Source organism: Paraburkholderia sp. PGU19, from assembly GCF_013426915.1.
Taxonomy (GTDB): Bacteria; Pseudomonadota; Gammaproteobacteria; order Burkholderiales; family Burkholderiaceae; genus Paraburkholderia.
Window position 1 is genome coordinate 2,615,749 of sequence record NZ_AP023180.1, and the last position, 26,029, is coordinate 2,641,777.

Annotated in this window: 27 protein-coding genes and 1 pseudogene; 7 read left to right on the top strand and 21 right to left on the bottom strand. The window is 60.9% G+C overall.

Annotated elements, in window-relative coordinates; genetic code table 11:
- The first annotated feature begins 12 nt into the window (after positions 1-12).
- From aepX to H1204_RS29410, 3 genes are read left to right on the top strand one after another with little or no spacing between them, the layout of a single operon-like run.
- Positions 13-1,722 (top strand): phosphoenolpyruvate mutase, encoded by a 1,710-nt coding sequence (aepX, locus tag H1204_RS29400; RefSeq protein ID WP_180731954.1) that lies wholly within the window; start codon positions 13-15, stop codon positions 1,720-1,722.
- Positions 1,719-2,903: a phosphonopyruvate decarboxylase gene (gene aepY, locus H1204_RS29405; protein WP_180731955.1), complete on the top strand. Its 1,185-nt coding sequence runs from the start codon at positions 1,719-1,721 to the stop codon at positions 2,901-2,903. The genes aepX and aepY overlap by 4 nt, the downstream gene beginning before the upstream one ends.
- Positions 2,903-3,970, top strand: a complete 1,068-nt coding sequence (locus tag H1204_RS29410) for a 2-aminoethylphosphonate aminotransferase (protein ID WP_180731956.1) — start codon at positions 2,903-2,905, stop codon at positions 3,968-3,970. The genes aepY and H1204_RS29410 overlap by 1 nt, the downstream gene beginning before the upstream one ends.
- Positions 3,971-4,401: 431 nt before the next feature.
- On the opposite strand, the gene H1204_RS29415 is transcribed toward H1204_RS29410, so the two are convergent.
- The 12 genes from H1204_RS29415 to H1204_RS29470 form a co-directional block, all read right to left on the bottom strand.
- Positions 4,402-5,637 carry a transposase gene (locus H1204_RS29415; RefSeq protein WP_180733337.1) on the bottom strand — a complete coding sequence of 412 codons (1,236 nt, stop codon included), beginning with the start codon at positions 5,635-5,637 and terminating at the stop codon, positions 4,402-4,404.
- A gap of 555 nt (positions 5,638-6,192) precedes the next feature.
- On the bottom strand, positions 6,193-7,431 hold the full coding sequence (locus H1204_RS29420) for a porin (protein WP_180731957.1): 1,239 nt from the start codon (positions 7,429-7,431) through the stop codon (positions 6,193-6,195).
- A 111-nt stretch (positions 7,432-7,542) separates the two neighbouring features.
- Positions 7,543-9,048, bottom strand: coding sequence for an aldehyde dehydrogenase family protein (locus tag H1204_RS29425; RefSeq protein ID WP_180731958.1), 1,506 nt, complete (start codon positions 9,046-9,048; stop codon positions 7,543-7,545).
- 25 nt (positions 9,049-9,073) lie between these two features.
- Positions 9,074-9,637 (bottom strand): cytochrome c, encoded by a 564-nt coding sequence (locus H1204_RS29430; RefSeq protein ID WP_180731959.1) that lies wholly within the window; start codon positions 9,635-9,637, stop codon positions 9,074-9,076.
- Entirely contained in the window at positions 9,634-10,131 is a 498-nt protein-coding gene (locus H1204_RS29435; protein WP_180731960.1) for a cytochrome c, read from the bottom strand. Before H1204_RS29435 ends, H1204_RS29430 begins: the two co-directional genes overlap by 4 nt.
- Entirely contained in the window at positions 10,128-10,673 is a 546-nt protein-coding gene (locus H1204_RS29440) for a methylamine dehydrogenase light chain (protein ID WP_180731961.1), read from the bottom strand. Before H1204_RS29440 ends, H1204_RS29435 begins: the two co-directional genes overlap by 4 nt.
- A gap of 40 nt (positions 10,674-10,713) precedes the next feature.
- The gene (mauD, locus tag H1204_RS29445; RefSeq protein ID WP_180731962.1) at positions 10,714-11,340 is read right to left on the bottom strand and encodes a methylamine dehydrogenase accessory protein MauD; all 627 of its coding nucleotides are present in this window, start codon (positions 11,338-11,340) and stop codon (positions 10,714-10,716) included.
- Positions 11,337-11,903 carry a MauE/DoxX family redox-associated membrane protein gene (locus H1204_RS29450; protein WP_180731963.1) on the bottom strand — a complete coding sequence of 189 codons (567 nt, stop codon included), beginning with the start codon at positions 11,901-11,903 and terminating at the stop codon, positions 11,337-11,339. Before H1204_RS29450 ends, mauD begins: the two co-directional genes overlap by 4 nt.
- A gap of 7 nt (positions 11,904-11,910) precedes the next feature.
- Positions 11,911-13,068: an amine dehydrogenase large subunit gene (locus tag H1204_RS29455; RefSeq protein ID WP_180731964.1), complete on the bottom strand. Its 1,158-nt coding sequence runs from the start codon at positions 13,066-13,068 to the stop codon at positions 11,911-11,913.
- A 360-nt stretch (positions 13,069-13,428) separates the two neighbouring features.
- The gene (locus H1204_RS29460; protein WP_180731965.1) at positions 13,429-14,202 is read right to left on the bottom strand and encodes an alpha/beta hydrolase; all 774 of its coding nucleotides are present in this window, start codon (positions 14,200-14,202) and stop codon (positions 13,429-13,431) included.
- A 123-nt stretch (positions 14,203-14,325) separates the two neighbouring features.
- Positions 14,326-14,940, bottom strand: coding sequence for a hypothetical protein (locus H1204_RS29465; RefSeq protein WP_180731966.1), 615 nt, complete (start codon positions 14,938-14,940; stop codon positions 14,326-14,328).
- A gap of 117 nt (positions 14,941-15,057) precedes the next feature.
- Positions 15,058-15,363, bottom strand: coding sequence for an antibiotic biosynthesis monooxygenase (locus H1204_RS29470; RefSeq protein ID WP_180731967.1), 306 nt, complete (start codon positions 15,361-15,363; stop codon positions 15,058-15,060).
- 110 nt (positions 15,364-15,473) lie between these two features.
- On the opposite strand from H1204_RS29470, the gene H1204_RS29475 reads away from it, so the two are divergent.
- Positions 15,474-16,433 carry a helix-turn-helix domain-containing protein gene (locus H1204_RS29475; protein ID WP_180731968.1) on the top strand — a complete coding sequence of 320 codons (960 nt, stop codon included), beginning with the start codon at positions 15,474-15,476 and terminating at the stop codon, positions 16,431-16,433.
- Between the two features lie 113 nt (positions 16,434-16,546).
- Here H1204_RS29475 and H1204_RS29480 read toward each other — a convergent pair whose 3' ends face one another.
- Complete coding sequence (locus tag H1204_RS29480) at positions 16,547-17,398, bottom strand: LysR substrate-binding domain-containing protein (protein WP_180731969.1); 852 nt, start codon at positions 17,396-17,398, stop codon at positions 16,547-16,549.
- Between the two features lie 110 nt (positions 17,399-17,508).
- Here H1204_RS29480 and H1204_RS29485 point away from each other — a divergent pair, with 110 nt between their 5' ends.
- Positions 17,509-18,159 (top strand): NAD(P)H-dependent oxidoreductase, encoded by a 651-nt coding sequence (locus H1204_RS29485; protein ID WP_180731970.1) that lies wholly within the window; start codon positions 17,509-17,511, stop codon positions 18,157-18,159.
- Positions 18,160-18,304: 145 nt separating this feature from the next.
- Here H1204_RS29485 and H1204_RS29490 read toward each other — a convergent pair whose 3' ends face one another.
- The 4 genes from H1204_RS29490 to H1204_RS29505 form a co-directional block, all read right to left on the bottom strand.
- Positions 18,305-18,883 (bottom strand): YceI family protein, encoded by a 579-nt coding sequence (locus H1204_RS29490; RefSeq protein ID WP_180731971.1) that lies wholly within the window; start codon positions 18,881-18,883, stop codon positions 18,305-18,307.
- An 82-nt stretch (positions 18,884-18,965) separates the two neighbouring features.
- On the bottom strand, positions 18,966-19,847 hold the full coding sequence (locus H1204_RS29495) for an alpha/beta hydrolase (protein WP_180731972.1): 882 nt from the start codon (positions 19,845-19,847) through the stop codon (positions 18,966-18,968).
- A 251-nt stretch (positions 19,848-20,098) separates the two neighbouring features.
- Positions 20,099-20,839, bottom strand: coding sequence for a hypothetical protein (locus tag H1204_RS29500; RefSeq protein WP_180731973.1), 741 nt, complete (start codon positions 20,837-20,839; stop codon positions 20,099-20,101).
- A gap of 8 nt (positions 20,840-20,847) precedes the next feature.
- Complete coding sequence (locus H1204_RS29505) at positions 20,848-21,174, bottom strand: hypothetical protein (RefSeq protein ID WP_180730994.1); 327 nt, start codon at positions 21,172-21,174, stop codon at positions 20,848-20,850.
- A 281-nt stretch (positions 21,175-21,455) separates the two neighbouring features.
- On the opposite strand from H1204_RS29505, the gene H1204_RS29510 reads away from it, so the two are divergent.
- Complete coding sequence (locus H1204_RS29510) at positions 21,456-22,400, top strand: metallophosphoesterase (protein ID WP_180731974.1); 945 nt, start codon at positions 21,456-21,458, stop codon at positions 22,398-22,400.
- Between the two features lie 39 nt (positions 22,401-22,439).
- Complete coding sequence (locus H1204_RS29515; RefSeq protein ID WP_180731975.1) at positions 22,440-22,787, top strand: cupredoxin domain-containing protein; 348 nt, start codon at positions 22,440-22,442, stop codon at positions 22,785-22,787.
- 82 nt (positions 22,788-22,869) lie between these two features.
- On the opposite strand, the gene H1204_RS29520 is transcribed toward H1204_RS29515, so the two are convergent.
- The 4 genes and pseudogenes from H1204_RS29520 to H1204_RS29535 form a co-directional block, all read right to left on the bottom strand.
- Positions 22,870-24,219 (bottom strand): ATP-binding protein, encoded by a 1,350-nt coding sequence (locus H1204_RS29520; protein WP_180731976.1) that lies wholly within the window; start codon positions 24,217-24,219, stop codon positions 22,870-22,872.
- Positions 24,216-24,404: pseudogene (locus H1204_RS29525) on the bottom strand (helix-turn-helix domain-containing protein); the annotation flags it as partial. The pseudogene H1204_RS29525 and the gene H1204_RS29520, both read right to left, overlap by 4 nt.
- Positions 24,405-24,514: 110 nt before the next feature.
- Positions 24,515-24,946 carry a hypothetical protein gene (locus H1204_RS29530; protein ID WP_180731978.1) on the bottom strand — a complete coding sequence of 144 codons (432 nt, stop codon included), beginning with the start codon at positions 24,944-24,946 and terminating at the stop codon, positions 24,515-24,517.
- Between the two features lie 54 nt (positions 24,947-25,000).
- Positions 25,001-25,771, bottom strand: coding sequence for a hypothetical protein (locus tag H1204_RS29535; RefSeq protein WP_180731979.1), 771 nt, complete (start codon positions 25,769-25,771; stop codon positions 25,001-25,003).
- Positions 25,772-26,029: the final 258 nt, after the last annotated feature.

Below are 26,029 nucleotides of genomic sequence, written 5' to 3' on the forward strand. Positions count from 1 at the left end.
AGGAGCCAAACAATGAACGCACGCGAACCCTCTTTTGTTTCTACTCTGTCGCGCAGCGCACGACTGCGCCAGATGCTCACCAGCAACGAGCTGGAATTTTTGATGGAAGCGCACAACGGCATGTCCGCACGCATTGCGCGCGAAGCCGGCTTCAAGGGCATCTGGGGCTCGGGCCTCGCGATCTCGGCGCAATACGGCGTGCGCGACAACAACGAAGCGAGCTGGACGCAAGTTGTCGATACGCTCGAATTTATGGCTGACGCGAGCGATCTGCCCATTCTGCTCGATGGCGACACCGGCTACGGCAACTTCAACAACGTGCGCCGCCTCGTGCGCAAGTTGGAGCAGCGCGGCATTGCGGGCGTCTGCATCGAAGACAAGGTGTTCCCGAAGACGAACAGCTTCATCAGGGGCGAAGCGCAGCCGCTCGCCGATATCGACGAGTTCTGCGGCAAGATCAAGGCGGGCAAGGACTCGCAGACGGACGAGCATTTCTCGATCGTCGCGCGCGTCGAAGCGTTGATCGCCGGCTGGGGCATGGACGAAGCGCTGAAGCGCGCCGAAGCGTATCGCCAGGCGGGCGCGGACGCGATCCTGATTCACAGCAAGCTGTCGCGCCCCGATGAGATTCTCGAATTCGCGCGTGAATGGGCGGGTCGCGGGCCGCTCGTGATCGTGCCGACCAAGTACTACAGCACGCCGACGGAAGTGTTCCGCAAGGCGGGCATCAGCACGGTGATCTGGGCGAACCATCAGATTCGCGCGGCGACTTCCGCGATGCAGGCTGTCGTTAAGGAAATCTACGAAAGCCAGACGCTCGTCAATGTCGAAGACCGCATTGCGACTGTCAACGAGATCTTTCGTTTGCAGGATGCCGACGAGTACTCGGTAGCGGAAGAGCGCTATCTGTCGTCCTCGCGCGTGGCGGGATCGGCTGTCGTGCTCGCCGCGAGCCGCGGCAAGGGCCTCGAAGCCGTGACGACGGACCGTCCGAAGGTCATGCTGCCCATCGCGGGCAAGCCGCTGCTGCGCTGGCTCGTCGACGCGTTCAAGAAGCAGGGCGTCAACGACATCACGGTGGTGGGCGGCTATCGCGCCGACGCGATCGACACGGCGGGTATCAAGCTCGTGGTCAACGAGCGTCACGAGCAAACGGGTGAACTGGCGTCGCTCGCGTGCGCCGTCGACGGCTTGCAGAACGACACGGTGATCTCGTACGGCGACCTGCTGTTCCGCAGCTACATCGTGCGCGATCTGGTGGATAGCGAAGCGCCGTTCAGCGTGGTCGTCGATTCGACGACGGTTGCCGAAGCGGGCGCGACGAACCAGAGCGTGCGCGATTTCGCGTGGTGCTCGGCCGCCGACGATCGCGGCCTGTTCGGCAACAAGGTGCTGCTGCGCCGTGTGGCGAACAACGAAGCCGACGTGAAGGGCGAAGTGCCGAATGGCCGCTGGATCGGTCTGCTGAACGTTCGGGGCGCGGGCCGCGAGCGTCTGCAAGCCGTGATGAACACGCTGCGCGCGCGCCCCGATTTCGATTCGCTCGACATGCCTGCGCTGTTGAACGCGCTGATCGAAGCCGGTGAAGAAATCGAAGTGCAATACGTGCATGGCCACTGGCGTGGTGTGAACGACCTCGAAGACTTCCGTCGTGCGGGCGACTTCGCGCACGAAGCAACGCCGCTCGCGAAGAGCGAGGCAGCGGGAGGCGCGGCGCAATGATCGAGGCAGCACAGTTTGTCGAGGCGGCGCGCGAGCGCGGCTTCGACTGGTATGCGGGCGTGCCGTGCTCGTATCTGACGCCGTTCATCAACTACGTGCTGCAGGATTCGAAGCTGCATTACGTATCGGCGGCTAACGAAGGCGATGCCGTTGCGTTCATCGCGGGCGTGACGCTCGGCGCGCAGCATGGTCGTCGAGGCGTGACGATGATGCAGAACTCGGGCCTCGGCAATGCAGTGAGTCCGCTGACGTCGCTGACCTGGACGTTCCGTTTGCCGCAACTGCTGATCGTTACGTGGCGCGGCCAGCCTGGCGTCGCGGACGAGCCGCAGCATCAATTGATGGGACCCATTACGCCGGCGATGCTCGACACGATGGAGATTCCGTGGGAGACGTTCCCGACGGAACCGGAAGCGATCGGCCCCGCGCTGGACCGCGCGATTGCGCACATGGACGCGACGGGCCGCCCGTATGCGCTCGTGATGCAGAAGGGCAGCGTTGCGCCGTACGAACTGAAGGACTCGGGCCGCGCGACAAAGCGCGAAGAGCGTGCTGCGCGTGATGTTTCGCGTGCGGTCGCTGCCGACGCCTTGCCCACGCGTAACGAAGCCTTGCAGCGCGTGATTGCGCATACGCCGGTGAACTCGACGGTCGTGCTGGCATCGACTGGTTTTTGCGGCCGCGAGCTTTACGCAATCGACGACCGGCCGAACCAGTTGTACATGGTCGGCTCGATGGGCTGTATTACGCCGTTCGCGCTGGGCCTCGCACTGACACGGCCGGACCTGCATGTTGTCGCGCTCGACGGCGACGGCGCGGCGCTGATGCGCATGGGCGTGTTTGCGACGCTGGGCGCGTATGGTCCGTCGAATCTCACGCACATTCTGCTCGACAATGGCGCGCACGATTCGACGGGTGGTCAGTCGACGGTCTCGCCGCAGGTGTCGTTCGCGGGTGTAGCGGCGGCGTGCGGCTATGCGTCCGCTGTCGAAGGCGACGACGTGGGGTTGATCGACGAACTGTTCGCGTCGCCGCTGCTTGACGGCCCGCGCTTCGTGCGCGTCGCGATTCGCCGTGGCACGCCCGACGGCTTGCCGCGCCCAACCATTACGCCGCCCGATGTGAAGACGCGCCTGATGCGCCACATTGCCACCGCCGGTACGAACGAAGGAGCACGTTGATGCTGCTAATGAATCCAGGCCCCGTCACGCTGACCGAGCGCGTGCGAAATAGCCTGCTGCAAACGGACTTGTGTCATCGCGAGAGCGAGTTTTTCGACTTGCAGGACGAAGCACGCGCGCGTCTGGTCAAGCTGTACGATCTCGATCCCGCGCAATGGAGCGCCGTGCTGATGACGGGCTCGGGGACGGCGGCTGTCGAAAGCATGATTGCGGCGCTCGTGCCGGAGAACGGCAAGTTGCTGATCGTCGAGAATGGTGTGTACGGCGAGCGTATTTCGCAGATTGCGGCGCAGTATCGCATTGCGCATAGCGTCGTGAAGCATGAGTGGATGCAGGCGCCTGATCTCGCGCGTATCGCGGCTGCGCTCGATGCCGATCAGGCGATTACGCATGTTGCTGTGATTCACCATGAGACGACGACCGGGCGTCTGAACGATCTCAAGGCGCTGGCAGCGGTTTGCCGCGAGCGCAATGCGAAGATGCTGGTTGATGGTGTGAGCAGCTTTGGCGCTGAAGAGATCGACTTCGCTGAAGGCACGATTGTGGCTGTTGCGGCGACGGCGAATAAGTGTCTGCATGGCGTGCCGGGTGCCGCTTTTGTTATCGTGCGGCGGGATGCTTTGGCGGTTGCTGCGAGCCGGACTTATTACCTCGGGCTTGTGCGGCTTGCCAGTTTGCAGGATCAGCGGAATACGCCGTTTACGCCTTCTGTTCATGCTTACTATGCGCTTGTGGAGGCGCTGCGCGAGCTTGATGAGGAAGGGGGGTGGCGGGCGCGGCATGCGCGGTATATGGCTCTGGCCGAGCAGGCTCGTGAGGGGCTTTTGGCGCGTGGGATTGGGAGTGCTCTGTCGGCGGATGAGTCTTCTGTAGTGTTGCGGGCTTATAAGTTGCCGGACGGCGTTTCTTATGAGCGGTTGCATGATGCGCTTAAAGCGCGCGGCTTTGTTATTTATGCCGGGCAGGGGGGGCTGTCTAAAGAGCTTTTCCGGATTTCCACTATGGGCGATATTCATTCTGCCAATATTGAGCGGCTGCTTGTGAGTTTTGATGAGTTGATGCGGTAGGCACTGGTTTGGTTTTTTGCCTTTGCAGTGCAGTTGGGGTGGTTTGCCTGTGTTTGTGCTGGCATCCGGCTCGGTTGTTTTGGCCTTTGCGCTGGCATCCGCGTTTTGTTATCTGGCTTCACGCGTCGCCCCTGTGCGGGGCGGCACCTACTTTTCTTTGCCGCCGCAAAGAAAAGTAGGCAAAAGAAAGCGACTAACACCGCCAGTTCTTGTGTTTGCCTGAGGGCCCCCACAGGGTCTTACGCTTCACATGGCAATCACGTGACCCATGTTCGTTGCCAACGCTCTTGCGATACGCCTCACCCGCTTCACGCACCCGCGCTGCATCATGCCGTGCCAGACATTCCACAGCCGCCCAGGTGGCAAACTGTGTGTAGGTAGTCGCGTCGTATAGCGTGGCGCTCTTACAGGCAGCCCTTTCAAGGTCTTGATCAAGATGTCCCGCCTTTGGCGCGTTTAAGCAGGCGAGCGGTACTGTGATGGGCGCGGGCTACCGCACCTTCGACATAGGGTGCGGGTTTGCGGGTCTTGGGGCCACGCGTGCGTGTGCGCACCTGAATCGGGTCGACGCAGCGGGCCAGCTCGAGCAGTTTGCCGGCAATCACGTCGGGCGTGGCATCGCTCCAGTGCGACCATTCATTTGGCGGCAGCGCGATGAGCATGCCCTCATACTGGCTGCGAATCTGCACGGCGAGGTAGTACGTCGAGACGTCCGGCGGCGCTGCACCTGTTTCATCGGCGGCAGCATGCGCAGCTTCAACACTGCGCTTGAGCGTGGCCAGCACGTTGTACGCCAGCACCGCGACGGTAAAGCCCAGCAGCGCGGCACGTGGATGACCCAAGGTGCGGATCTCGCTGTGCAGGACCGACTCGAGTCGCTGGAACATGCCCTCGATACGCCAGCGCTTGCGGTACAGCCGGGCAATCTCGTGTGCGCCCACCGCGGCAGGCAGGTTGCTCCACAACAGAATCACGGTATCGCCTGCATCAGTCGGCTTGTCCAGCGTCAGCTCGATGCGACGCCAGACGAAGCCAGCCTTCAGGTCAATGCGTTGCTCTCGCACCTGACCTGTCTCGATACGTGCACCGTCCACCCATGGCCCACTGCTGGCAAGAGCCGGGCTGTTGCGGCCGTGTTCGCGCACGATGAAGCAGGCCTGTGCCTGATGCCAGCCCTGCAGGATGGTCCCGGTGCAGAAGTTCCGGTCAGCCAGCCACAATTCGCCCGCGCCGGCACATTCAATCAGCGGGGCCATGGCCGAGCGCTCCTGCGCGTGCGCATCCTCGATGGCGACCAGATCTGTGACCAGACCCAGATCCGGCTCGTAGACCACCAGCGCGTGCCCCGGCAACGCCGCGCCACGCTGCTCGCGCAACGCCGCCAGCACCGGCCCCAGACGCTGTGCGCTGCCCTGTACCAGGGCACGCAGGATCGCGGGTTCGGTGCGGTTGACCTTCTCGTAGAGCGCGGCCAGCGACACCGGCAGGGGCTTCGTCTGTGTCGCTGCAGCGTGCAGCGACGGACTCAGTCCCAGCGACACCAGCGTCATCAGTTCAACCACCGTCGAGAACAGCAATTCACGTGGATATTGCCGCTGCCGGTGCTCGGCGAACACCTCGTCGATCCATTGCGGCGCGATGGCTCTCTGCAGTGCCAGGCGTGCCATCACGCATACCGGTGCCTGCTGCTCGAAACGCTTCATCACCTCGTCGAACATCCCTTCGTACCCGTCGTTCCTTAACATCTCGCCAGGTTACCAGGTTTGCAGCGCAAAGACCTTGAAAGGGCTGGCTCTTACAAGGTGGAACGCGTGCACTATCGGGGCCGAAGTGAGGCGTGTGTGGCGCTACGGCCTACACACAGTTTGCCACCTGGGCGGCACATACCATTCGCTGCCGCTTGCCCGTGCACGGGTATTCGAAGCGGGTGAGGCGTTCATTCGAAGCGTTGGCAACACGCGCGAACAAGGACGTTGCCGTGTGAAGCGTAAGACCCTTGGAGGGCCCTCAGGCAGGAAGAAATGTTGGCGGTGTGAGCCGCTTTCTTTTGCCTACTTTTCTTTGCGGCGGCAAAGAAAAGTAGGTGCCGCCCGCACAGGGGCGACGCGTGAAGCACGAAGGCAAATCGCGGATGCCAGCGCAACCACAGGCAGACCACCATAACGCCGATGCCAGCGCAAACACCAGCAAACCACCCCCGCGCCACCGACTACAAAAAAAACTCAGAAATTGTGCTTCAGCCCAACAGTCACAGACACCTGCTTATCCGTAGTGGAATTCGGCAGATTAGGAATCTGCGCATAATTCACACTCTGTCCTGTGACGGGATCAGTCCCAATCCCACTGCCAGCGGCTTTCTGGAAAATCCCAACCGCATACAACGTCGTCCGTTTGGACAAACTATACGTGGCCCCAAGGTTGACCTGATGAAATTTCGGCGACCCGCTGACATCGGTCTTCATTGAGTTATAGATATACGCGGCCCCAAGCGTAAAGGCAGGCGACAACGCATAAGTCGCATTCACCTCAACGATATCGAATCGCACATCCGCGCCTTGCGGTAGTGTGGCGCTCGCAAAATACTGGCTATCGTCGAGCTTCGTGTGGGTATAAACGAGGCCGAAAGTTGCCGGTCCGAACGCGTACGAACCGCCAACACCAACTGCCTTCAACGAATGCGCATTCTGCAACTCGCAATACATCGCAGTCGGATTCGAACACGCGAAATCGCCGATATAACCCTGCTCACCACCCAACGCAGCATCGAGCGGATTGTTCAGATCGAGATAACCGACGCCGAACGAGAACGGCGCGTTGTTATAGCTCGCTGAAACAGCCCAGCCGCGCTTCTGCGAAAAATCACCCGCAACGCCGCCCAGCGAATACGTGCCGCTCACAGAAAAGCCCGCAATCGTAGGACTCACATACTGCACTGCATTGTTCAGATTAAGCGCGGCGTTAAGATTATCGACGTCGCCGATATGCGAGCCATACAACGTAGCCCACGCATTGCTCGAAGCATACGGCGCGAGCGCATTCGTGTACGAGTCGAATTGGCGGCCAAACGTCAGCGTGCCGTATTGCTCATTGGTCAGCCCAACCCACGCGTTCTGATTGAAGAGCGTGCCGCCCTGCACGAAACTGCCGCTCCCCGTAAAGAAGCTGTTCTCGAGCTTGAAGACCACCGACGTGCCGCCGCCAAGATCTTCACTCCCAGTCAACCCAAAACGCGAAGGCGCAGAATTGCCGCCCGTGAACTGAAAATTGTGTCCGCCGCCGACACTGCCATCCGCATGCGTGAACTGCTGGTTGTTCGTGTATGTGATGCCCGCGTCGACATCGCCGTATAGCGTGATGCTGCTCTCCGCATGCGCGATGCCGGGCGCGGCGATCGCAGCCATTGCGCCGGCGAGCGCGGCCACCGCCGCCGCGATTGCGCGCGGCGTCGTCCGATGTGTCATGTCACTTTCCCCTTTGTCTTATCCGTCTGCTTCGTGAGCGTGCGATCCGCCGCCTTGCCGATGCGTGAAACCCAAAGCTAAACGTGCTTCGGCAAGGCAGCGAGCGAACGCTTACGCGTAATTGATCATCACGGACTTGCTTTCCGTGTACTGTTCGATGACAGCGCGTCCCAGCTCGCGGCCAAAGCCCGATTGCTTCATGCCGCCGAACGGCAGCGCGTTGTCGAGCAGCGAGTGGCAATTGACCCACACCGTGCCCGCCGCGATGCGCGGAATCAGCTTGTGAACGGCCGACATGTCGTTCGACCAGATGCTCGCGCCGAGACCATACGGGGTGTCGTTGGCAAGCTGCACGGCGCTGTCGATATCGTCGAAAGGCATCGCGACCAGCACCGGCCCGAAGATCTCTTCGCGCACCACGCGCATCGTGTGGTTCGTGTCGACCATCACAGTCGGCTCGACGAAGAAGCCCGGCTTGTCGATGATCTTGCCGCCCGCAGCGGCGCGCGCGCCTTCAGCGAAGCCCGAATCGATGTAGCCGCACACGCGCTCGCGCTGTTTCGCGGAGACGAGCGGGCCAATCAGCGTCGACGGGTCCATGCCTGCGCCGACTTTCAGGCTCTTGGCGATCTGCGCGACGCCGTCGATCACCTTGTCGAACACCTTGCTGTGGATATAGACGCGCGAGCCCGCCGTGCACACCTGGCCCGAGTTGAAGAAGATCGCGTTTGCGACGCCTTGCGCAGCCTTGTCGATATCGACGTCGGGCAGCACGATCACAGGCGACTTGCCGCCGAGTTCGAGCGACATGCGCGTCATGTTGTCGAGCGCCGCATGGCCGATCAGCTTGCCCGTCTGCGTCGAGCCCGTGAAGGCGATCTTGTCGATGCGCGGATCGCGCGACAGCGCCGCGCCCGCCGTATGCCCGTAACCCGTGACGATGTTGACGACGCCTTCCGGATAGCCTGCCTCGCGGATCAGTTCGCCAAGGCGCAGCGCGGTAAGCGGTGTATCTTCGGCGGGTTTCAGCACGACGGTGCAGCCCGTCGCGAGCGCGGGCGCGAGTTTCCATGCGGCCATCAGCAGCGGGAAATTCCACGGGATGATCGCGGCGACCACGCCGACGGGTTCCTTGCGCGTGTACGAGAATATTTCGCTATCCGGCATGTACGGCATGCCCGCATCGATCACGCTGCCTTCGATCTTCGTCGCCCAGCCGGCCATGTAGCGGAAGCACTGCGCGGCCATCGACACGTCGAGACCTTGCGCGACCATCACCGGTTTGCCGTTGTCGAGCGATTCGATTTCCGCCAGCTCGCGCGCGTTCGCTTCGACGAGATCGGCGAGCTTCAGCAGCAGACGTTCGCGGTCAGTGGTTTTCATCGTGCGCCACGGGCCGGCATCGAATGCGCGGCGTGCGGCGGCGACGGCTTGCTGCACTTCATGCTCGTTCGCTTCGGGCACGCGCGTGAGCACGCTGCCGTCGGCGGGATTCACGACGTCGATCGTGCGGCCTGACGATGCTTCCGTCCACTCCGCGCCGATCAGCATCTTCTTCGGCTTCGCGATGAATGCTTGCGTTGCGGCGAGCAGCGGGAAGGTGTTGTTCGTCTCCATGTTCGATTCCTTTGATTGGGGGTGTTCAGTAGCGGTCCGCGACACCCTTGATGCCGCGCTCGTGCAGATCGCGGATCAGTCGGGCGCGCACGGTCGCGACATCGGAGTAAGCGGGGCGGCGGTGTGCGGAGACTTCAGCCGCTGTGTAGGGCTTGAAGTCTTTCGGCAGCGCTTCGGGGTTCTTCGTCGTGAGCAGCCAGTTCAGCACGTCGGCCAGTTCCTGATCGGAGAGCGCCGAATTCGATGCGCCAGGCACGCGCATCACGTACTCGCGTCCAGCGGGCAGATGTTCGAAATAGCCAAGCGAGTGCGCGAGCGGCGGCACCTTGCCTGCTATGCCGCCGCCCGTTGCCGTGTGACAGCCCATGCAGTTGAGCACCCAATGCTGCTGCGCGAGCGACGCGTCGGCGCTGCTTTGCGCATTGGCAGGGGAGGGCGGCACGTAAGTCGCGGCGCACGCGATGAGCAACATCGACATGCGCCGCGCTGCGTCGATCCAGAATGCCACCGCTGAAGCCGCGCGCGCGCCGCGCGCGGGCTGCAGCGTGGACACGCGGTCGCCGGCACGAGACACGCGGGCGGCGTTCATAGGCCGAGTCCCTTCGTGACGACGGCGCGTTGCGCGTGGACGGCTGCGCTGTCCATCGTCTGCGCGCGTGCCGCCTTGATGTCGGCAGCCGTGAACGGCTTCGCGTCGCCGTGCTGCGCGTTCAGATCGAACACGACGTAGTTCAACACCTGCGCCAGGTCTTCGTCGCTTGCGCTTGCGAAGCTCGGCATCTTGAAGTTGTAGCTCTTGTCGTGGACCGTGATCTCGCCGAACATGCCGTGCACCACGGTCGACGTCAGTTGCGCGCGGCCAGGCGCCGTCGTCGAGTACTTGCCCGGGTACTCGGTGAGCGGCGGCGCGAGTCCATCCTGGCCCTTGCCGCCTGCCTGATGGCACACCGCGCACTGTGCGTCGAACATGCTCTTGCCGGCGGGGTAGTGCACGTTCTGCGCGAACGAGACGCCCGGCATCGTCAACGACGCAGCCGCCGCAAGGCAGGCGGCCGCGATTTTTCCAGCGTGATTCACTTTCATTGCTTTGCTGCTCCGAGCAGGACCGAAACCGAACAGTGATAGTTCGAATTGCCGTTCGCCATGCACCAGTTGATGTCGTTGTCGAGCGACAGCTTGTAGAGCGGCTTCTCGCGTTCGTTGCGGTTGCAGAAGCACTTGCCGCACGAGGTTTTGCCGCAGCAGTCGTTGTACGAGACGATGTAGTCGGTGCCGTCGTGCGGATTGCGGCAGGTGCCGATCCACGTAATCGGCGAAGGCGTCGTGCCCGGCGGGCAACTGCTCGACGTGCCGCCGCAGCAGCTGCAGAGCCAGCCGTCGATCGCGCAATACTTCCAGTAATCGCAGCTCATCGGATCGTCGCTGGCGCCCGTTGCCGCAGCGCCTGAAGCGCCCGATGCTGCCGAGGCTGCATCGGCTGCATACGCCGTGCGATCGACGGGCAGCAGCGGCAGCATCGCCGAGCCGACCAGCACGCGGCCGAGCTTCGCCATCGCGCTGCGCCGCGAACTGTGCTGCGCGACGCCGCGCGCCGACTTCTCGAACCATGAATCAAAAACGCCCATGTGATTGTTCTCCGCTCAGGTTGTCAGTGGGTTCGATGAATCAGGCGTGCTGTTCGTGTTGCTCGTGGCGATGATCGCCATGCACGAACTCCTGCAGCGACGCGACGCCGCGTTCCTTCGCTTCGAACAGGCTTTCCAGATGCTCGCGCGTGTTGACGAGACCCTTCGCGCGCACCTTGCCGCTGTCGTCGAGCAGTACGGCATACGGCAGCTTGCCGATCTGGTACGCCATGCCCAGTTCCTGCGAGAGCACATACGGGAAGCGATCGAGATTCTGCTTCTGCGCGAAGCGCTGGTGTTCGACGAGATCGCCGTCGCTGGCGAGCACGATGTTGACGGGCGTGGTTTCGCTCGATTGCAGCGACGGCAACAGCGGCAGCAGCTTCTTGCAGACGGGGCAGGTCGGCGACAGGAAGAACAGCAGCGTGGCCTTGCCTTGCGCGTCGATGCCGCCCACCTTCACGTTCTGGCCGCGAATGTCGGCCAGTTCGAAGGTCGGTGCGATCGCGCCGACAGCGGGGCCCTTGTCGATCATCAATGCGCCTGCGGGCATGATGCGTTCGTACAGAATGCCGACCTGGCGAACCAGCGCGAGACAGATCGCGCCGAGCGCGAGAACGGCGATCCACAGCAGCGCGGTGGAAACGGTGAGAGCGGTTTGCATCATGAATTCCTCAAGTGAGAGAGGCGCGGCACGTTGGCCAGCAGCACATCGAAAGTGAGCAGTGCGCAGACGATCAGCAGCACGGCGAAGAAGAGCGTCAGGTAGTCGAACCACACGATCGAACGCGTCGCGGGTTCGATGAACGCGGTCGCGGCGAGCGCAGCGAGCAGCACGGCGCGTGCGACATGAAACCAGCCGATGCCGCGCGGCGCGTTCGCCTGGCTTGCCGCTTGCGTCGCGGCGAAACCCGAGCAGCCGCAGTCGATATCGGTGTGGCCGCGCAGGATGTTGAACGCGAGCCCCGCCGCGAACGCGAGCAGCAGCGCGACCAGCACGATCGCGCCGAGCACGCGCGTGTCGGGGAACAGCAGCGCGGCGGCGCCCACCGTTTCCGCTGCGGTGATCGCGATGGCGGCGGGCGCCGTCAACGCTTCGGGCAACAGGCGGTAATCGCCCACCGCCTGACGGAACGCGGCAGGACGCCGCCATTTGGCGACGGCGCCGAGCAGCACGACAATCGCCGTGCTGGCTTGCGCGCCCGTCGCGAGTACAGGATCGAGCATCATGTCGGCCTCACGGATTGACGAGCAGTGACGACGTATTGCCGACCTGCTTTTCGACGTGCTGCAGCTTGCCCGTGCGCGCATCCATCACGACGAGATCCGACGTGCCCGTGATGCCGTAGAACAGCGGCTTGTCGTCCTCGCTGACCTGGATCGAAGCGATCGGGTCGATCTTCTGCTGCGACAGATCCCAGCGCGCGATGCGCTTTTTCGTCTGCAGGTCGTACACCCAGACTTCCGTGCCGGGGTCCTTGTGCGTGCCTTCGCCGCCCTTGTGCATCGCGACGTAATAGCGATGCAGCTTCGCGTGCACGGCCGTCTGCTGCATGCCGCCAGGACGCCAGCCTTCGGCGCGCTCGGCGTCCGTCAGCAGCGACCACGGCTTGCCGAACACGGGCTTGTCGCCGCGGAAGTCGGCGGTGCGCACCATGCCGTGGAAAGTCGTGAACAGATAGCCGCCCTGATACGGCGACGCGTTGATGTACGCGGGGTCCTTGTCGACGTCGATGAACGCGTCGGACATCGTGCGCTTCGCTTCCTTGCCGTTCGCGTCGAGCGTGATGGTGAGCGCCTTGCCGCTTTCACACAGGCCCGTGAAGCGGTCGTTGCCCGACGGAAACGCGAGCACGCAGGCTGCCATGTCCACTTCCGACAACACCTTCTTCGATGCGACGTCGATCACCGTCACCGATGCGGCGGGCGTGATGTTGGTCACATAAAGACGCTTGCCGTCCGCGCTGAACGTCGTGTTGTACGGCGACGGCACATGCTGGCCGTGCTTCGGCGGAATCACGATTTCGCCCGTGTGATCGAGCGTCGCGTTGTCGGTCATTTCGACGACGTCGGTGCGCGTGCCGTGCGAGCCGCGCGCGAAGTACGTGGTCGAGACGATGCTCGTCTTGTGATCCGGCGAGATCGCGAAGCCCGGCGCGAAGCCGGCGTCGATCTGGCCGAGCAGCTTTTTCGCATCGGCGTCGTATAGATAGACGCGCGCATCCGTCATCGACGGCATCGAAATATCGACGACGAACACCTCATGCGGATGCCACGCTGGTAGCTTCTGCACGGTCAGTTCTTCGGGCTTTTCGATTGCGTGCGCGCTGCCGATGCATGCAGCCGCAAATGACAGCGTCGCCGCGATAGACGCGGTTCGTCGCCTTATTCTCATGTCGCCTCCAGTAGGGATTCACGTTGTGTGAGGCGACTGTAGATCGACGAAAAATCGGGCCAACGCCGAAACCGGCAAGGCGTGCGTGCCGATTTGGGATATTGGTAGCCTTGCTGAAAGGGATGTAGGGCGGGTGTTGGGTTACGCGCGGTGCGGCTGTTGGGGATTAGGGTTTGTTTCTAGGCGCAAAAATGTGCTTGCTTTCGCGAAAACGCGGGATGTCGACAAAGAGTCGGCCTGTTACCCGCGCTGCGTCCCGACGCGATATTCAGCCCGATATCGATACGAGAATTCGCGACCAGCAGTCACATGATCGCGAAGTGCCCGACAAGCTGGCGGTAAGCGGCGAGGAATGTTTCCTTACTGGCCAGACCGCTGCGCCGCCTGTTCGATCAGTGCGGCGACTTCCCGCGGATGGGACTCGAACACCGCATGGCTTGCGCCATTGATCTCGACCGTATTGGCGTGAGCGCGCTCTGCGTACATGCGTTCGAGGTCCGGACTGATGATCTTGTCGGCCTTCGCGACTATATACCAGCTGGGCTTCGTCTTCCATGCCGGATCGGAAACCTGCGCCGAGAACTCGGATGCTGCAAGCGGTATCTGCGCATGCGCTTCGAAATCGGCCTGCGCGCGTCGCAGGTCGGGGGCGAACTGCGACGGATAGTCGGTGGGTTTCAGGTAAACAAAATGATCCGGCGTTCCGACGATCGATAGGGGGCCGACCGGATACTTCTTGCCGTTGTCCCCGATGGTTTCACCGGCGTCGAGCGCATGCGCGGCTATGTAGACCAGCGACGTCACGTGGTCGTCGTTCCCGGCTTCACTAATGATCGCGCCGGCATAGCTGTGGCCGACGAGTACACACGGACCGTCGAGGCTATCAAGCACGCGCTTCGTGGCAGTCACGTCGTCGCTGAACGACGTCAGAGGTTGCTGCACCAGTGTTACGTGGTAGCCGTCCTTCGTCAGAATGTTGTAGACGGGACGCCAACCTGCGGCGTCGGCGAATGCGCCGTGGACCACCACGATGTTCTTCACCGGTGCGGCAACAGCAGGCGCGGCGGCAGTGGCAAGCAGGCAAAGTGCGGCGGTGGCGTGCGCCGCTGCAGATCGTAACGTGAGAAAACGCATGGTCAATCCTTTGAATAAGGTGAACGTCAAATGTGATTAGGATTATTGAATGAGTGGAAAAAGAAAACTGCAATATCGCAGAATGGTCCGCCCGCGCTTTCCGCCAATGCGGCAGATCATGTGTTAGAACTGCGGCGCGATACCGTCTTTTTCAACGAATAGCACGTGCGCGTCATAAACGCCGCTCGCACCCGGTGTCACCACGAGGAAGACCTTCTTCCCTGCCGTCAGATCCGTTCTGCTCGCCGGAACCGGCGTCACGACGGGCACGTTCTCCGGCACTGTCACCGTGCTGGAACCGCCCTTATATGAAAGGTTCAATTCACGGCCGCGAGTGCCGGTGACAACCGACACCACGTTTGCATTTGTCATCGTGCTGTTGGGGCCGAAGTCATAGGCGAAATGCCCTTCCGCTGTACCGCGCGCTGCCTCGGGAAAAACGATCATCGAAGTGGCCGTCAATTTTCCATCGCTGCCCGTAATCGCCGGCGTCCCCACGTACGAACCGATTTTGGCGTCGGAAAGCGCGGCGGGCTTGAGAGCCGAGACGCCGACGTCCGGTTTGACATCGATCGATACGGTGTCGCCGCTCTTCCGGTGCACGGTCAGCAATTCGCCTTTGAACGACACGATATCGCCGCGAATCCGTTCCGGTTTGACGTCGGGCGTTTGGGCGAAAGACGCGCTCGAAAACGCAAGGGCAGTGAACAAAGCGCCTAGTTTGAAATGAATCGACACGAACTACTCCATCTATATGAACGGGATTGAATCAGAACGCCACGCGCGGGATTGCACCGCGTTTGTTCGAGACGGTCTCCAACGGCATGACCTGTGTGCTGTCGGGGCGCAAACGGCTCACGCCAGCACGTTCTTCATGCCAAGGACGTCGATCGATTCGATCGACGGGGGACTTGCCAGCATCTCGTCGGCGCTGGCCATCAGGGCGCTGGCAATATTGCCGCTCAAGTGTGCCTGGCGATCCTCGTCACTCGCAAACGCGTCGAATACGCCGAACGTCGTCGGCGACAGCTTGAGGGCGAACCAGATTGGCGTGGTCGACTCCCGATTGGCCATTTCGAGCCCATCGACGAGGAAGTCTGCTACCGCCTGCTCCTTTCCCGGTTTGGCTTCAAGTCGGACAAACAAGGCGTGCTTGATCATCTTTGCTCTCCAGTGCTCCGCATGAAGGGGTCATGCGGTGATCGACACTGTACAAACGGAGCGCGCTGGAGAATACTGTCCCGATCGACAATTTTGGTATCAATTCTGCCATGCGAATTTTTGTCCTCGCGCTCGAAGGGGTGTTCGATACGGGCCTCACCACTGTGCTCGACAGCTTGACGATGGCCAACAGCCTTGCGCGCACGACAGGGGTGGCCACGGCGGGCTTCGACATCACCGTGGTAGGAATGCGGCCCCAGGTACGGACCGAGCTGGGGTTGCAAGTGCCCGTGCGCGAAGTGCCTGACGCGCCTGCGCCGGATTGGGTCGTCTTGCCCGCGCTCAACCGCACGTCGCCCGAGGCGCTCGTGCCTGCGCTCGCTCGCGATGATGTGGTCGATGCGCTTGGTGCTTTGCGCTCGTGGCGAAGTGGCGGCGCGCGGGTTGCAGCTGCATGCACGGGTACGTTCGTGCTGGCTGAAAGCGGTTTGCTCGACGGTTACGATGCCACGACCACCTGGTGGCTTTCGCCGCTGTTCCGCCAGCGCTACCCGAACGTGCACCTCGACGCGCACCGGATTGTCGTGCCCAGCGGCGGTGCTATCACGGCAGGGGCGGCGCTGAGCCACCTCGACCTTGCGCTCTGGTTGATCCGCAATCACAGCCCCGAGCTTGCGGCGCTCGTTGCGAGGTATCTCGTATTCGACTCGCGACTTTCGCAGTCTGCCTATGCGATCTCCGATCAGCTCTCGCACTCGGATGTGCTCGTCGAACGGTTCGACCGATGGGTGCGCCAGCACCTCGGCATGGCAATCTCACTCGACGTCGTTGCCGATGAACTGGCGACCAGCAAGCGGACATTGACGCGGCGTCTGAACGCGGTGCTCGGTAAAACGCCCGTCGAGTACATTCAGGATCTTCGGATCGAGCGCGCCGTCCATCTGCTCAGGACGAGCGAACTCCCCGTCGAACGCATTGCCGAGCAGGTTGGGTATGCGGATGGCCACACGTTGCGAACGTTGCTGCGGCGGCGGATAGGAAAGGGGGTGCGTGAGTTGCGGGCGTCGTGAGTCGCCGTGGTTTGCACGGTCGCGTTTGCACCCAGGAAAGACTGCTTTGCGCGAGTGGAACAAGTCGATCGCAGATCGATGATTTTGGCAGCACGCCTTGTGCTCGCTCGATGTCATCCCTTGTGCGCAAATGCGAGCACGATCGCGTTGCCTAGTTCGTCCGCGATGCTGGCCGATGTGCCCGGCACCGAGAACATAGTGAACTCGACATCGGGCAGTGCCGGCAGGCCGGCATCCGGCGCGACCGCACGCAAGCCATGCACGAGTTGCGTATGCACGACCGGCGTCACCGCAAAGCCAGCCTGGGCGGCGGCGCACAGACCGGCGCCGCTCGAGCACACCAGTACGATCCGGTAATCGAGGCCGGCGCGGGCGAGGGCGGAGAGTGCGGCCTCACGATACGGGCACGGTTCCGGAAACAACGCGAGCGGCACCGGCGCGCCGGACGTAAGCGAAGCCCACTCCGCGCCAGCCCACACGAGCGGCTCTCGCCATAGCACGCGTCCGGGGCGCGAATCGTGGCAGCGTCCCACGATCACCATGTCGAATTCGCCCCGATCCATCGCCTGCAGCAGTTCGGCAGTAATGCCGACCCTGACGCTGAAGGCAATGCGCGGATAGCGAACCGCGAACGCCTGCATGACGTTCATCAGTCGTACGTTGGCGAGGTCTTCGGACAGGCCAACCCGGATCGCACCTTCACTGGGCCCGCGAAGCAGTTGTGCATGTGCATCATGGTTGAGCGCGAGGATGGCGCGCGCGTAGCCCAGCAGAAGTTCACCGTCAGGCGTGAGCGTCACCGAGCGCGTGGTACGCACGAGCAGGTCCCGGCCGGTCTGTTTTTCGAGACGTCGCAGATGCGCGCTAACCGCGGACTGCGTCAGATTGAGACGGGCGGCGGCGTGCGTGAACCCGCCTTCCTGGACGACGGCCACGAAAGAGCGCAGCAGAACGGTATCGAACATGGTCCTTCCAATACAGTGCGAATTGAACTGAATAAGGCCGCAATACTTCGTTTATATTTTAGAATGAAATATGTTGTGATGGCGGCAGTCAACTCACGTGGAGTATTGCCATGCCGACCTTGCTGCATATCGAATCGTCGCCACGCAAGACGCGATCTGCTTCCCTCGACGTTGCGCGCGCTTATCTGGAGGCTTATCGCGGCGCTCATCCTGATCATTCGATCGACGTGCTCGACCTGTGGTCGATCAGGTTGCCGGAATTCGACGGCGATGCGCTCGATGCGAAATATGCGGACCTGAGCGGCACGCCGCTCAGCGAAGCCCAGCAGCAGGCGTGGGCTGACATCCGGCGTCTCGCGCAGCGGTTGCACGACGCGGATACGTTGTTGCTCTCCGTGCCACTGTGGAATTTTTCTATTCCATACAAGCTCAAGCATTTCATCGATGTCGTGTCGCAGCGGGACATCCTGTTCTCGTTCGATGAGCGTGGGCTCCAGGGACTGCTGAAAGACAAGAAGGCGGTGGTGATCTACGCGAGAGGACTCGACTATTCGATCGACTCGAGCACACCCGCCCATTCGTTCGATTTTCAGCGGCCCTATATCGAAGCGTGGCTGCGATCGGTCGGCATCACCGACGTCGAATCGGTTGTCGTCGAGAAAACGCTATTTGGACCCGAAGTCGATCACGCGGCAAGACTGGCTGCGCGCGAGCGGGCCGTGGCGTTGGTGGGAGTGGCTTCTGTTTCGGTGGATAGTTGAATTGTCCGAAGCTACTAATGCGTGGGCCAGGGCATCGAAGCAAAGGCCCATGAAAAAAAAGCGCACCTCTGAGAGCGTGCGCCGCGACAACAGAAGGGCAGGGTAGGAGGATCGACCCTTCATGTGGTCAATGGCCGTCTCCTGCCTAGTCCGCCTTCACGCCTTCAACTTGAATCTGCAAGCGAGTCAGCGTCCTGAAACCGTAATTGGTGCCCCAGGTCACGCCGTAGTCGGCGCGGTCGAATTGCGCGCTGGCTTCCGCACCACACACTTCGCGCTTGATCAGCGGGTTGATGAAGCACTTGAACGAATCGATCTTCAACGTCAGCGGTTTGGTGACCCCGTGAAAGGTGAAGTCGCCCGATACTTCGATTGGTGTGTCGCCGTCGAAGCGCAGCGCACTACCTTTGAACGTCGCGGTCGGATACTTGCTCACATCGAAGAATTCATCCGATTTCACACGCGTATCGAGTTGCGCATTACCTGTATCAATCGATGCGGTATCGATCGACACGTCGATCATGCCAGTCTTTGCAGAGCGATCAAGTGTCACGACGCCGCTGCTTTTCGTGAACTTGCCCCGCCACACCGAAATGCCGCCAAAGTGGTCGGCTTCGAAACTTGGATAAGTGTGCCTCGGGTCAAGGTTATAAGTGGTCGTGGCCGCCACCGCTGATCCCGCGATCAACGCGAGTGCGCAAGATGCAATCAGGTGCTTGTTCAAATCAGATTCCTTAAGTGTCGGTGATGAACTGCGGCGCGACTGGACCCGCCACGCGGCGCCGCACTACGTAGCGGTAACCAGCTCACGAATGGCGATGCAGGAAGTCGACGACAAGTTTTGTCGCCGCAGCCGGCTGTTCTTCCGTGATCCAGTGCCCGCAATCAGGGATGGTCACGTGTTCGACGTCATCGGCGGCGCACCGCATCACCGCGCCGATCATCGGGCCGAATGTCGCTTCGCCACCCAAGGCCAGGACGGGCATCTGAAGCTTGCGCTGCGTGAGGAATCTCCTGTTGTCGGCAGCATCCTGGCTGAACGCGAGGAACTGGGCAAAGCTCGCTCGCATTGCGCCGGGTTGCGCATAGAGTGCCGCGTAATGCTGGCGCTTCGCTTCATCAAAGCGCTTAGGGTTCCGGGAGAGTTCGTTCCAGAAGCGGTCGAGATAGATGCGCTCGCGGCCTGCGACGAGGCGCTCCATGTCCTTGCCAGCGAAGCCAAAGTGCCACATGGCTGGATACTGTGTGATCTGATCCCAGGGGCCGACGCCGGGCAGCGGCGCATCGATCGCTACCCATCGGTTCACGCGCTCGGGGTGCGTGGCGGCAACTGCGAAGCCGACCATGATGCCGATGTCGTGCGTCACCAACTCGGCCGTATGCACACCCAGAGCGTCCAGGACGCCCAGCACGTCCGCCGCCTGATTCTTCTTGTCGTAGCCGCCGTCAGGCTTCGACGAAAGGCCCAGGCCGCGCAGGTCGGGCACGACGATCATGTGGTCTTCGATGAGTGCGCTCGCCAGATGCCCCCACATGTCGCCCGTTGTGCCGAAGCCATGCAGCATGACCACTGCCGGACCCTGACCGCCGACCCGCACATGGATGGATGTACCGTTGGTTTCGATCGTCCGCGTCTGCATCACAGCCGGGAAGGGATAAATCCCATCTACGTGGGCATGCTGGTTCATCTGTGTACTCCAGGTTTGCTTGTGGTGTGAGGATTGGCGGCTAGCCTTTGTTCTCCGGGCCGCGTGAGCGCTCATGCGGTGATCGACACTCTACAAACGTAACGCGCCCGAAAATACTGTCTCAATCGACAATTTTGGTATCAATTCGGCCATGCGAATTTTCGTCGTCGCGTTGGAGGGGGCGACACGGGTGACGGGTGTGCTCGACGCGAGTGGCGGGACTTCGCGTCCTGCCGTGACGTATCAGGCATTCAGCGATTCTTCTGCTGTCGTTGCCGTTCGAGTCCGTTGCGCAACTGGCCGGCAACGAATGCGCTGATCGTCACCACGAGGTAGAGGGCGACGAGATCGTGACGCCAGCCGTCCAGAGCGAGTTGATGGGTAGCCAGCTTCGGATCAGGTGCCGGGAGTATGAAGTTCTTTGTCTCGACGGCTCGCATCATGCGGATGAAGCCTCCCGCAGACAGCACCGGCAAGAGGATGGCGAACGTCATCAATGCGGTTTTCATGCGTTGCGTCGATGGATGCTGGCGCAACCGGAACCACAATCCAAGGCATCCATGTACCCAGCCGGGCGCGAGCAGCGCAAGCTGCAGTCCCTGCGTGCCACTCGTGAGCAGTGTGATGACGACGCGCTCATAGTTCGGCTCGAAGCCGTAGAGCGTCGAGGCCAATCGGGTCGTCACCGCGTGGCGGATGAGCAGCAGCGGCAGGCTGAGGCCCGCCCAGAGGCGTATCCATTCTGCCGGCTGCAGTGTCCATTGGCGGCGCGTGTAAATCGTATGCAACGCGAGCGAAAAGTGCAGTGATGCAGCGCCGTACAGCAAGAACGTGCCCGGGATGCTACGCCAGAGCCACAACGCCACCAGCAGACCGCGCCCGGCGAGTTCCAGTGACCAGATGCCGAGCGCGTGATTGATCAGATGGAGGAAGAGATAGGTCAGCAACACGATGCCCGACCCGAGCTGAAGACGGCGCAGAACGGATTGCACCCGAAACCTCAATTCGCGAATGTGCGGGACATACCATCGACGCTACTCACGTCGGACTGCGGCGAGCGCTGCGTGGCACATGGTGGGCAGCGACGTATGGCACCCGACGTTTCCGCACGTCCGCCATGACGACGGCGTGCCTGACCGGACGCGTTGGTCGCCGATGACAGACGCGAGGCGCGGTCATCTGGGTTCGCTGTCTGCTGACATACCGATTCGGCGAATCGCGATAACGCCGAGATCGAACCGCATACGCTGTGATATTCCTCGCGGCCGATTCTGCCATCGAGGATGACTGTCAATCCCGATTCACGGGCCAGGTCGATGATGTCCATTTCGATTCCCCATTTCGTGTGTCCTGCCTGCTAGACCGTCCACACGCGCCGGATATTCCGCGCTAAATGGACAACCAACTCTGCGGCCACGTTTATCAAGCGCGTGCGGGGTTGCAGCAGCGCCGCGAAAGGTCAGCGGATGACAGGGCGCCAGCAACAGGCGTTCATGTTTTGGGAATAGAACGGACGACACAGCAGTCTAGTGCTTGAACCCAGCCGGCGGAGGTCCACTGGGTGATTCGGCGGTCTATACCTTCTGAACCCCCAATCGAGAGCACATCATGTCATCAGATACGCCTTCCAATCCGTCGCGCCGCAGCGCACTGAAATGCCTCGCCTACGGTGGCGCCGGCACGCTGTTCGTTCTGGCCGGCGGCATTCTCACACCAGTCGAATTAGCGCTCGCCGCCGGTACGGCTGACAAGTCGGCACCGTCAGGCGTGCCTCTGTTCCTTCAGATCAGTGACACGCATATCGGCTTCAACAAGGAAGCCAATCCGGATGTCGCCGGTACGCTCAAGGAGACGATTGACTTCGTCAACGCGATGCCCGTCAAGCCGGCACTGACGATACACACGGGCGATATCACCCATCTCTCGAAGGCAGCGGAATTCGACCTCGCGGCTCAATTGCTGTCGGGGTTGAATATCACCGAACTGCACACTGTGCCCGGAGAACATGATGTGACAGACGGACCGGGAACCGAGTACTTCCAGCGCTTCGGCAAGGCCTCGGACAACAAGGGGTACTACAGTTTCGACCACAATGGCGTGCATTTCATCGGGCTCGTCAATGTGATGCATTTCAAGCCGAATGGTCTGGGGAGTCTCGGCGACGACCAGCTTGAATGGTTGGAAAACGATCTGAAAGGGCGCTCATCCAGCACGCCGATCGTTGTGTTCGCGCACATGCCGATGTGGACGATATACGAACCGTGGGGATGGGGCACGGGCGACGCCGGCCGGGCGATGGACTATCTGAAGCGGTTCGGCTCGGTCACCGTACTGAATGGACATATCCATCAGATCGTGTCCAAGGTGGAGGGGAACATTACTTTCCATACCGCGCGCTCGACCGCCTATCCACAACCGACGGCCGGAAATGGCCCTGGGCCGATGCCGCTCAAGGTCGCGAGCGATCAGCTTGCCAGCATGCTTGGCGTGACCAGCATCAAGATCTCGCGTCACCCGCTCAAGGCGACGCTTTCCGACGCGACGCTCGTCTGATTGCCATCACCATCCACTCATCAAGCAAGGAACCGGATCATGCTATCTGCTATTTTTCGTCGTACGCGGGTTGTCGCTGTTGGAGTCGGGATGATCGTGGCGGCATTAACTTCAGGGATGACTGTCGCGCAGGCGCAAGACGCCAATGCGGTGGTTATCAAGAATTTTATGTTTTCACCTATGTCTACCACGATTAAAGCGGGGTCGACGGTGACCTGGAAAAATCTGGATGGCGAACCGCATACCGTGGTTAGCGACTCCGGCCTGTTTCGCTCCGCCGCTCTGGATCAGAACGACACCTATCAGTTCAAGTTCGACAAGCCCGGCGTCTACAACGTGTTTTGCGGGATACATCCGAACATGAAGGAAGTCATCACTGTGCAGTAGATGTAGTCTGATCGACGTTGACCGGTTCGAACTCTCGCAATTCCGGAGTTCGATCTGGTCAAGCTATGAATGTGTGTCGACGCTATGGTAGCGATGGCTTATCTACGCGCAGTCCTGCTAACGTGACCCGAAGACCACGCTGTTCGAGATTGTTTTGCATCTGGAGCGATGCATGGTGACGCTGCGCAATTTTTAGCGCAATCGCCAGCCCGAGACCGCTGCCTTGCTCCTTGGTACCTGCACTGCGATAAAAGCGATCGAATACGCGCTCCCGTTCCTCGTCGGGTATGCCCGGGCCGCTGTCGGATACGCAAACGCTGACCGTCCCGGCTTCGCGCGCGAGAATGACATCGACTTTACCGCCGTACGGTGTATAGCGAATCGCATTGTCGATCAGGTTGCTGAGCAACACTTCAATTCCAGGGGGTTCGACAGTAGCCTTGTAGGTGTCATCTGCCTGCGCGGCTGAAACGCATACGAGGCCGAGGTCGATCTGCTTTTCCTCTGCGAGCAGTGAAAAGTCGGCGACGACACGCTCGCACAACCGGCGCAGGCTTACCGACTGGAAATGGGCGCCTATCTGCGCTTCTTCGCGGGCGAGCGTGAGCAACTGGTGCACAAGATGGATGAGCCGATTGAGGCGACCTTCGATGCGCTCGAACGTCGTCTTGTTTCCAACCAGTGATCCATCGCGCTCGGCGGACTGCAATTGAAGCTTCAATGCCGCCAGCGGCGATCGCAATTCATGCGCGGCATCCGCGACAAACGTCCGTTGCGTTTGTGACGCCACGTCCAGTCGATACAGCAGATCATTCAATGCATTGACGAGTGGCCTGACTTCGACGGGTGTAGCAGCGTCGAGGTGCAGTGGTTCGAGAGAATCGAAAGAACGCGTAGTCAATGCACGGGAGATTTCTGCTAGCGGAGCAAGCCCGCGCCCGACAACGAAAAGAACGATCGCGATGATGACCGGGAAGAACAGTGCTAGCGGCGCCAGCGTGCGTAATGCAAGGCGAAGTGCGAGATTCTCGCGCACGGAGACGGGTTGCGCGATCTGTACGAAGCGCGTGCCCTGCTGAACGCCGTATACGCGCCAGTGATACTCGTCGCGTTCGATTGTGCGCAGACCCGCCGGGAAGCGTGCAAGATCAATTCCACCCAGCGATCTGTAGACGCTCCCGCCTGCCTGATCCCACACCTCGATGAAAAGACGATCTTCCGACAAACCTTCGAAATCAGGCTTGCTTTGCAGGACTGCGTCGGTGGTGCTGATGTTTGCGGGAATCGATTCGGCGACCGTGCGGAGCTCGAAATCAAATAGCTCGCTGGCTTCTTCGCGCGCGGTGTGGAAGATGCCATAGCCCGCTGTCAACGCCGAGACTGCGAGGCCTGCAATTAACCATCCCAGCAGCCAGCGCCGGATCGACGTCATTCGCATCGCTTGAGCCGGTAGCCGGCACCACGCACGGTCGCTATCAGGCCAGCACCAATCTTGCGCCGCAGACCCTGTACATGCATTTCGATCGCGTTGCTGGCGGTTCCTTCGCCACATCCGTGCAACTTGTCTTCGAGTTCCGAACGGGTATAGAGTCGGCTCGCGACAGGCTCACCGATCATCTCGTCAACTTCTAACAGCAACAGGCGCATGGTGCGATTTCTCCCGAATGACAGGATTGTCGCGGCCTGTTGCTTATCAAAGGCTTAAGAGGAGGAACCTGATGTCGACCTCAAACCTTGCCGCTCATCCGATCCATCAACGCGAGCAAATCCGCGAGCGTCTTTTTGCACCTGGCCTGGCTGGGTGAACTTTCGCGAAGGGCCTCGAGCGCGTCGTCGATTGACTTGTCGAGTTTGTGCCAGTCTGCGGCGGCGCGTGGTTTCAATCCCGCTTCGGCCTCGTCCCACGACGTTTCCAGGTCCTTGATCCGCTTTTTCGCGCCGGCGAGATCGTTGGCGTCGACCAGCTTCGAGGTGTCGACAACGATCACGCGGAACTTCGAAAGATCGCCGAGCTTTGATGCCTCTGTGGCTGCGTTTGCGGACGAGATGGGTGACAGTGCTGCAAGCCATTGCGGCGCATGCACGGCCGATGCGTGACTGGCCGCGACGGCGGTGGCTGTTACGAACGAGAGTGCGGAACTGACGATGGCACGCTTCATTGTTGATCCTCCGGTTGAAAGATGACGGTGAACGGGTATAAGAGGGGCGTGCAACTAGGTACTGCTGATCCTGCTTTGCCGGACTCTCGCAGCGGTATGCAGGAATACCAGGACGACAATGATGGAGAGAAAGGCAATACTGGTGACGACGGTACCCAATCCAAGTCCGCCGTACTCAGTTGCCTGGGATAGGAGATCGCCCAGTGACGCGCCAAAAGGTCGGGTCAGAATGTAGGCAAGCCAGAAGATCAGTACGCGATCGGCGCCGAGGTAGGCCGCAACGCCCATCATGACAAGCATGACACCGAATATGACGACGCCGAGACTGAAACCGAGCCCTAACGCTTCGGTTGCAAGGTCTCCAGCTGCCGTGCCCAGTGCGAACGTGACGAGAATCGCAGTCCAGTAAAAGAGTTCGCGATTGCGGGTGACGATTGTGTGAATGGAGAGCGTTCTTTCTCTGTAGTACCAGGTCCCGAAAATAACGCAGAGCAGTACCGCGAATGCGGCCGTGCTCGTGTAAAGGCTGACTCCGAGAACATCCGTGAGAACGTCCGTCAGTTGCGTGCCGACCACGCTTACCAGCACGACAGTTAGCCAGTAGATCCACGGCACATAGGCTCGTTTCATCAACTGTGTAACGAGCGATGCAGCGAGCATGGAAAGCGTGATTGCTATCGTCAACGTGGCGCCCAGGCCGACATGGACAGCGAGATAATCGGCACCCGTTTCACCGACCGTGGTGGACAAGATCTTGATTGTCCAGAAGGCGATCGTGACCTCTGGAACCTTGTTTTGCGTCGGTGCGACGTGGCGATGTGACATTCCCTTTCCCCAATTTTTCACGATACCCGGCTCGGTAATCGAGGTGCAGATCAGAACCTCAGGCTGCACTATGAGGGCGCATTGCTTATCGAATGCTTAGGTGATTACAGAATGCTTTTTTCTTCTTTCAAACATGCCAATTTGCTGTCGCGCGACCTTTTGAAAAGATCGATATTTCCTTATGCGATGCTTAAGAGATCGAGAAGCAGTCAACTGTTCGCGCATATATCGAGAAAAAGATAACAGGTTCGTAATCGG

Coding starts and splice junctions, on each gene's coding strand:
- H1204_RS29440 (WP_180731961.1), bottom strand. CDS start 10,673: ATGGGCGTTTTTGATTCATGGTTCGAGAAGTCGGCGCGCGGCGTCGCG.
- H1204_RS29455 (WP_180731964.1), bottom strand. CDS start 13,068: ATGAGAATAAGGCGACGAACCGCGTCTATCGCGGCGACGCTGTCATTT.
- H1204_RS29505 (WP_180730994.1), bottom strand. CDS start 21,174: ATGGACATCATCGACCTGGCCCGTGAATCGGGATTGACAGTCATCCTC.
- H1204_RS29450 (WP_180731963.1), bottom strand. CDS start 11,903: ATGATGCTCGATCCTGTACTCGCGACGGGCGCGCAAGCCAGCACGGCG.
- H1204_RS29480 (WP_180731969.1), bottom strand. CDS start 17,398: ATGTTCGATACCGTTCTGCTGCGCTCTTTCGTGGCCGTCGTCCAGGAA.
- H1204_RS29520 (WP_180731976.1), bottom strand. CDS start 24,219: ATGACGTCGATCCGGCGCTGGCTGCTGGGATGGTTAATTGCAGGCCTC.
- H1204_RS29420 (WP_180731957.1), bottom strand. CDS start 7,431: ATGACACATCGGACGACGCCGCGCGCAATCGCGGCGGCGGTGGCCGCG.
- H1204_RS29510 (WP_180731974.1), top strand. CDS start 21,456: ATGTCATCAGATACGCCTTCCAATCCGTCGCGCCGCAGCGCACTGAAA.
- H1204_RS29485 (WP_180731970.1), top strand. CDS start 17,509: ATGCCGACCTTGCTGCATATCGAATCGTCGCCACGCAAGACGCGATCT.
- H1204_RS29430 (WP_180731959.1), bottom strand. CDS start 9,637: ATGAACGCCGCCCGCGTGTCTCGTGCCGGCGACCGCGTGTCCACGCTG.
- H1204_RS29415 (WP_180733337.1), bottom strand. CDS start 5,637: ATGGCACGCCTGGCACTGCAGAGAGCCATCGCGCCGCAATGGATCGAC.
- aepY (WP_180731955.1), top strand. CDS start 1,719: ATGATCGAGGCAGCACAGTTTGTCGAGGCGGCGCGCGAGCGCGGCTTC.
- H1204_RS29535 (WP_180731979.1), bottom strand. CDS start 25,771: ATGTCACATCGCCACGTCGCACCGACGCAAAACAAGGTTCCAGAGGTC.
- aepX (WP_180731954.1), top strand. CDS start 13: ATGAACGCACGCGAACCCTCTTTTGTTTCTACTCTGTCGCGCAGCGCA.
- H1204_RS29530 (WP_180731978.1), bottom strand. CDS start 24,946: ATGAAGCGTGCCATCGTCAGTTCCGCACTCTCGTTCGTAACAGCCACC.
- H1204_RS29475 (WP_180731968.1), top strand. CDS start 15,474: ATGCGAATTTTTGTCCTCGCGCTCGAAGGGGTGTTCGATACGGGCCTC.
- H1204_RS29495 (WP_180731972.1), bottom strand. CDS start 19,847: ATGAACCAGCATGCCCACGTAGATGGGATTTATCCCTTCCCGGCTGTG.
- H1204_RS29515 (WP_180731975.1), top strand. CDS start 22,440: ATGCTATCTGCTATTTTTCGTCGTACGCGGGTTGTCGCTGTTGGAGTC.
- mauD (WP_180731962.1), bottom strand. CDS start 11,340: ATGATGCAAACCGCTCTCACCGTTTCCACCGCGCTGCTGTGGATCGCC.
- H1204_RS29425 (WP_180731958.1), bottom strand. CDS start 9,048: ATGGAGACGAACAACACCTTCCCGCTGCTCGCCGCAACGCAAGCATTC.
- H1204_RS29470 (WP_180731967.1), bottom strand. CDS start 15,363: ATGATCAAGCACGCCTTGTTTGTCCGACTTGAAGCCAAACCGGGAAAG.
- H1204_RS29410 (WP_180731956.1), top strand. CDS start 2,903: ATGCTGCTAATGAATCCAGGCCCCGTCACGCTGACCGAGCGCGTGCGA.
- H1204_RS29460 (WP_180731965.1), bottom strand. CDS start 14,202: ATGCGTTTTCTCACGTTACGATCTGCAGCGGCGCACGCCACCGCCGCA.
- H1204_RS29435 (WP_180731960.1), bottom strand. CDS start 10,131: ATGAAAGTGAATCACGCTGGAAAAATCGCGGCCGCCTGCCTTGCGGCG.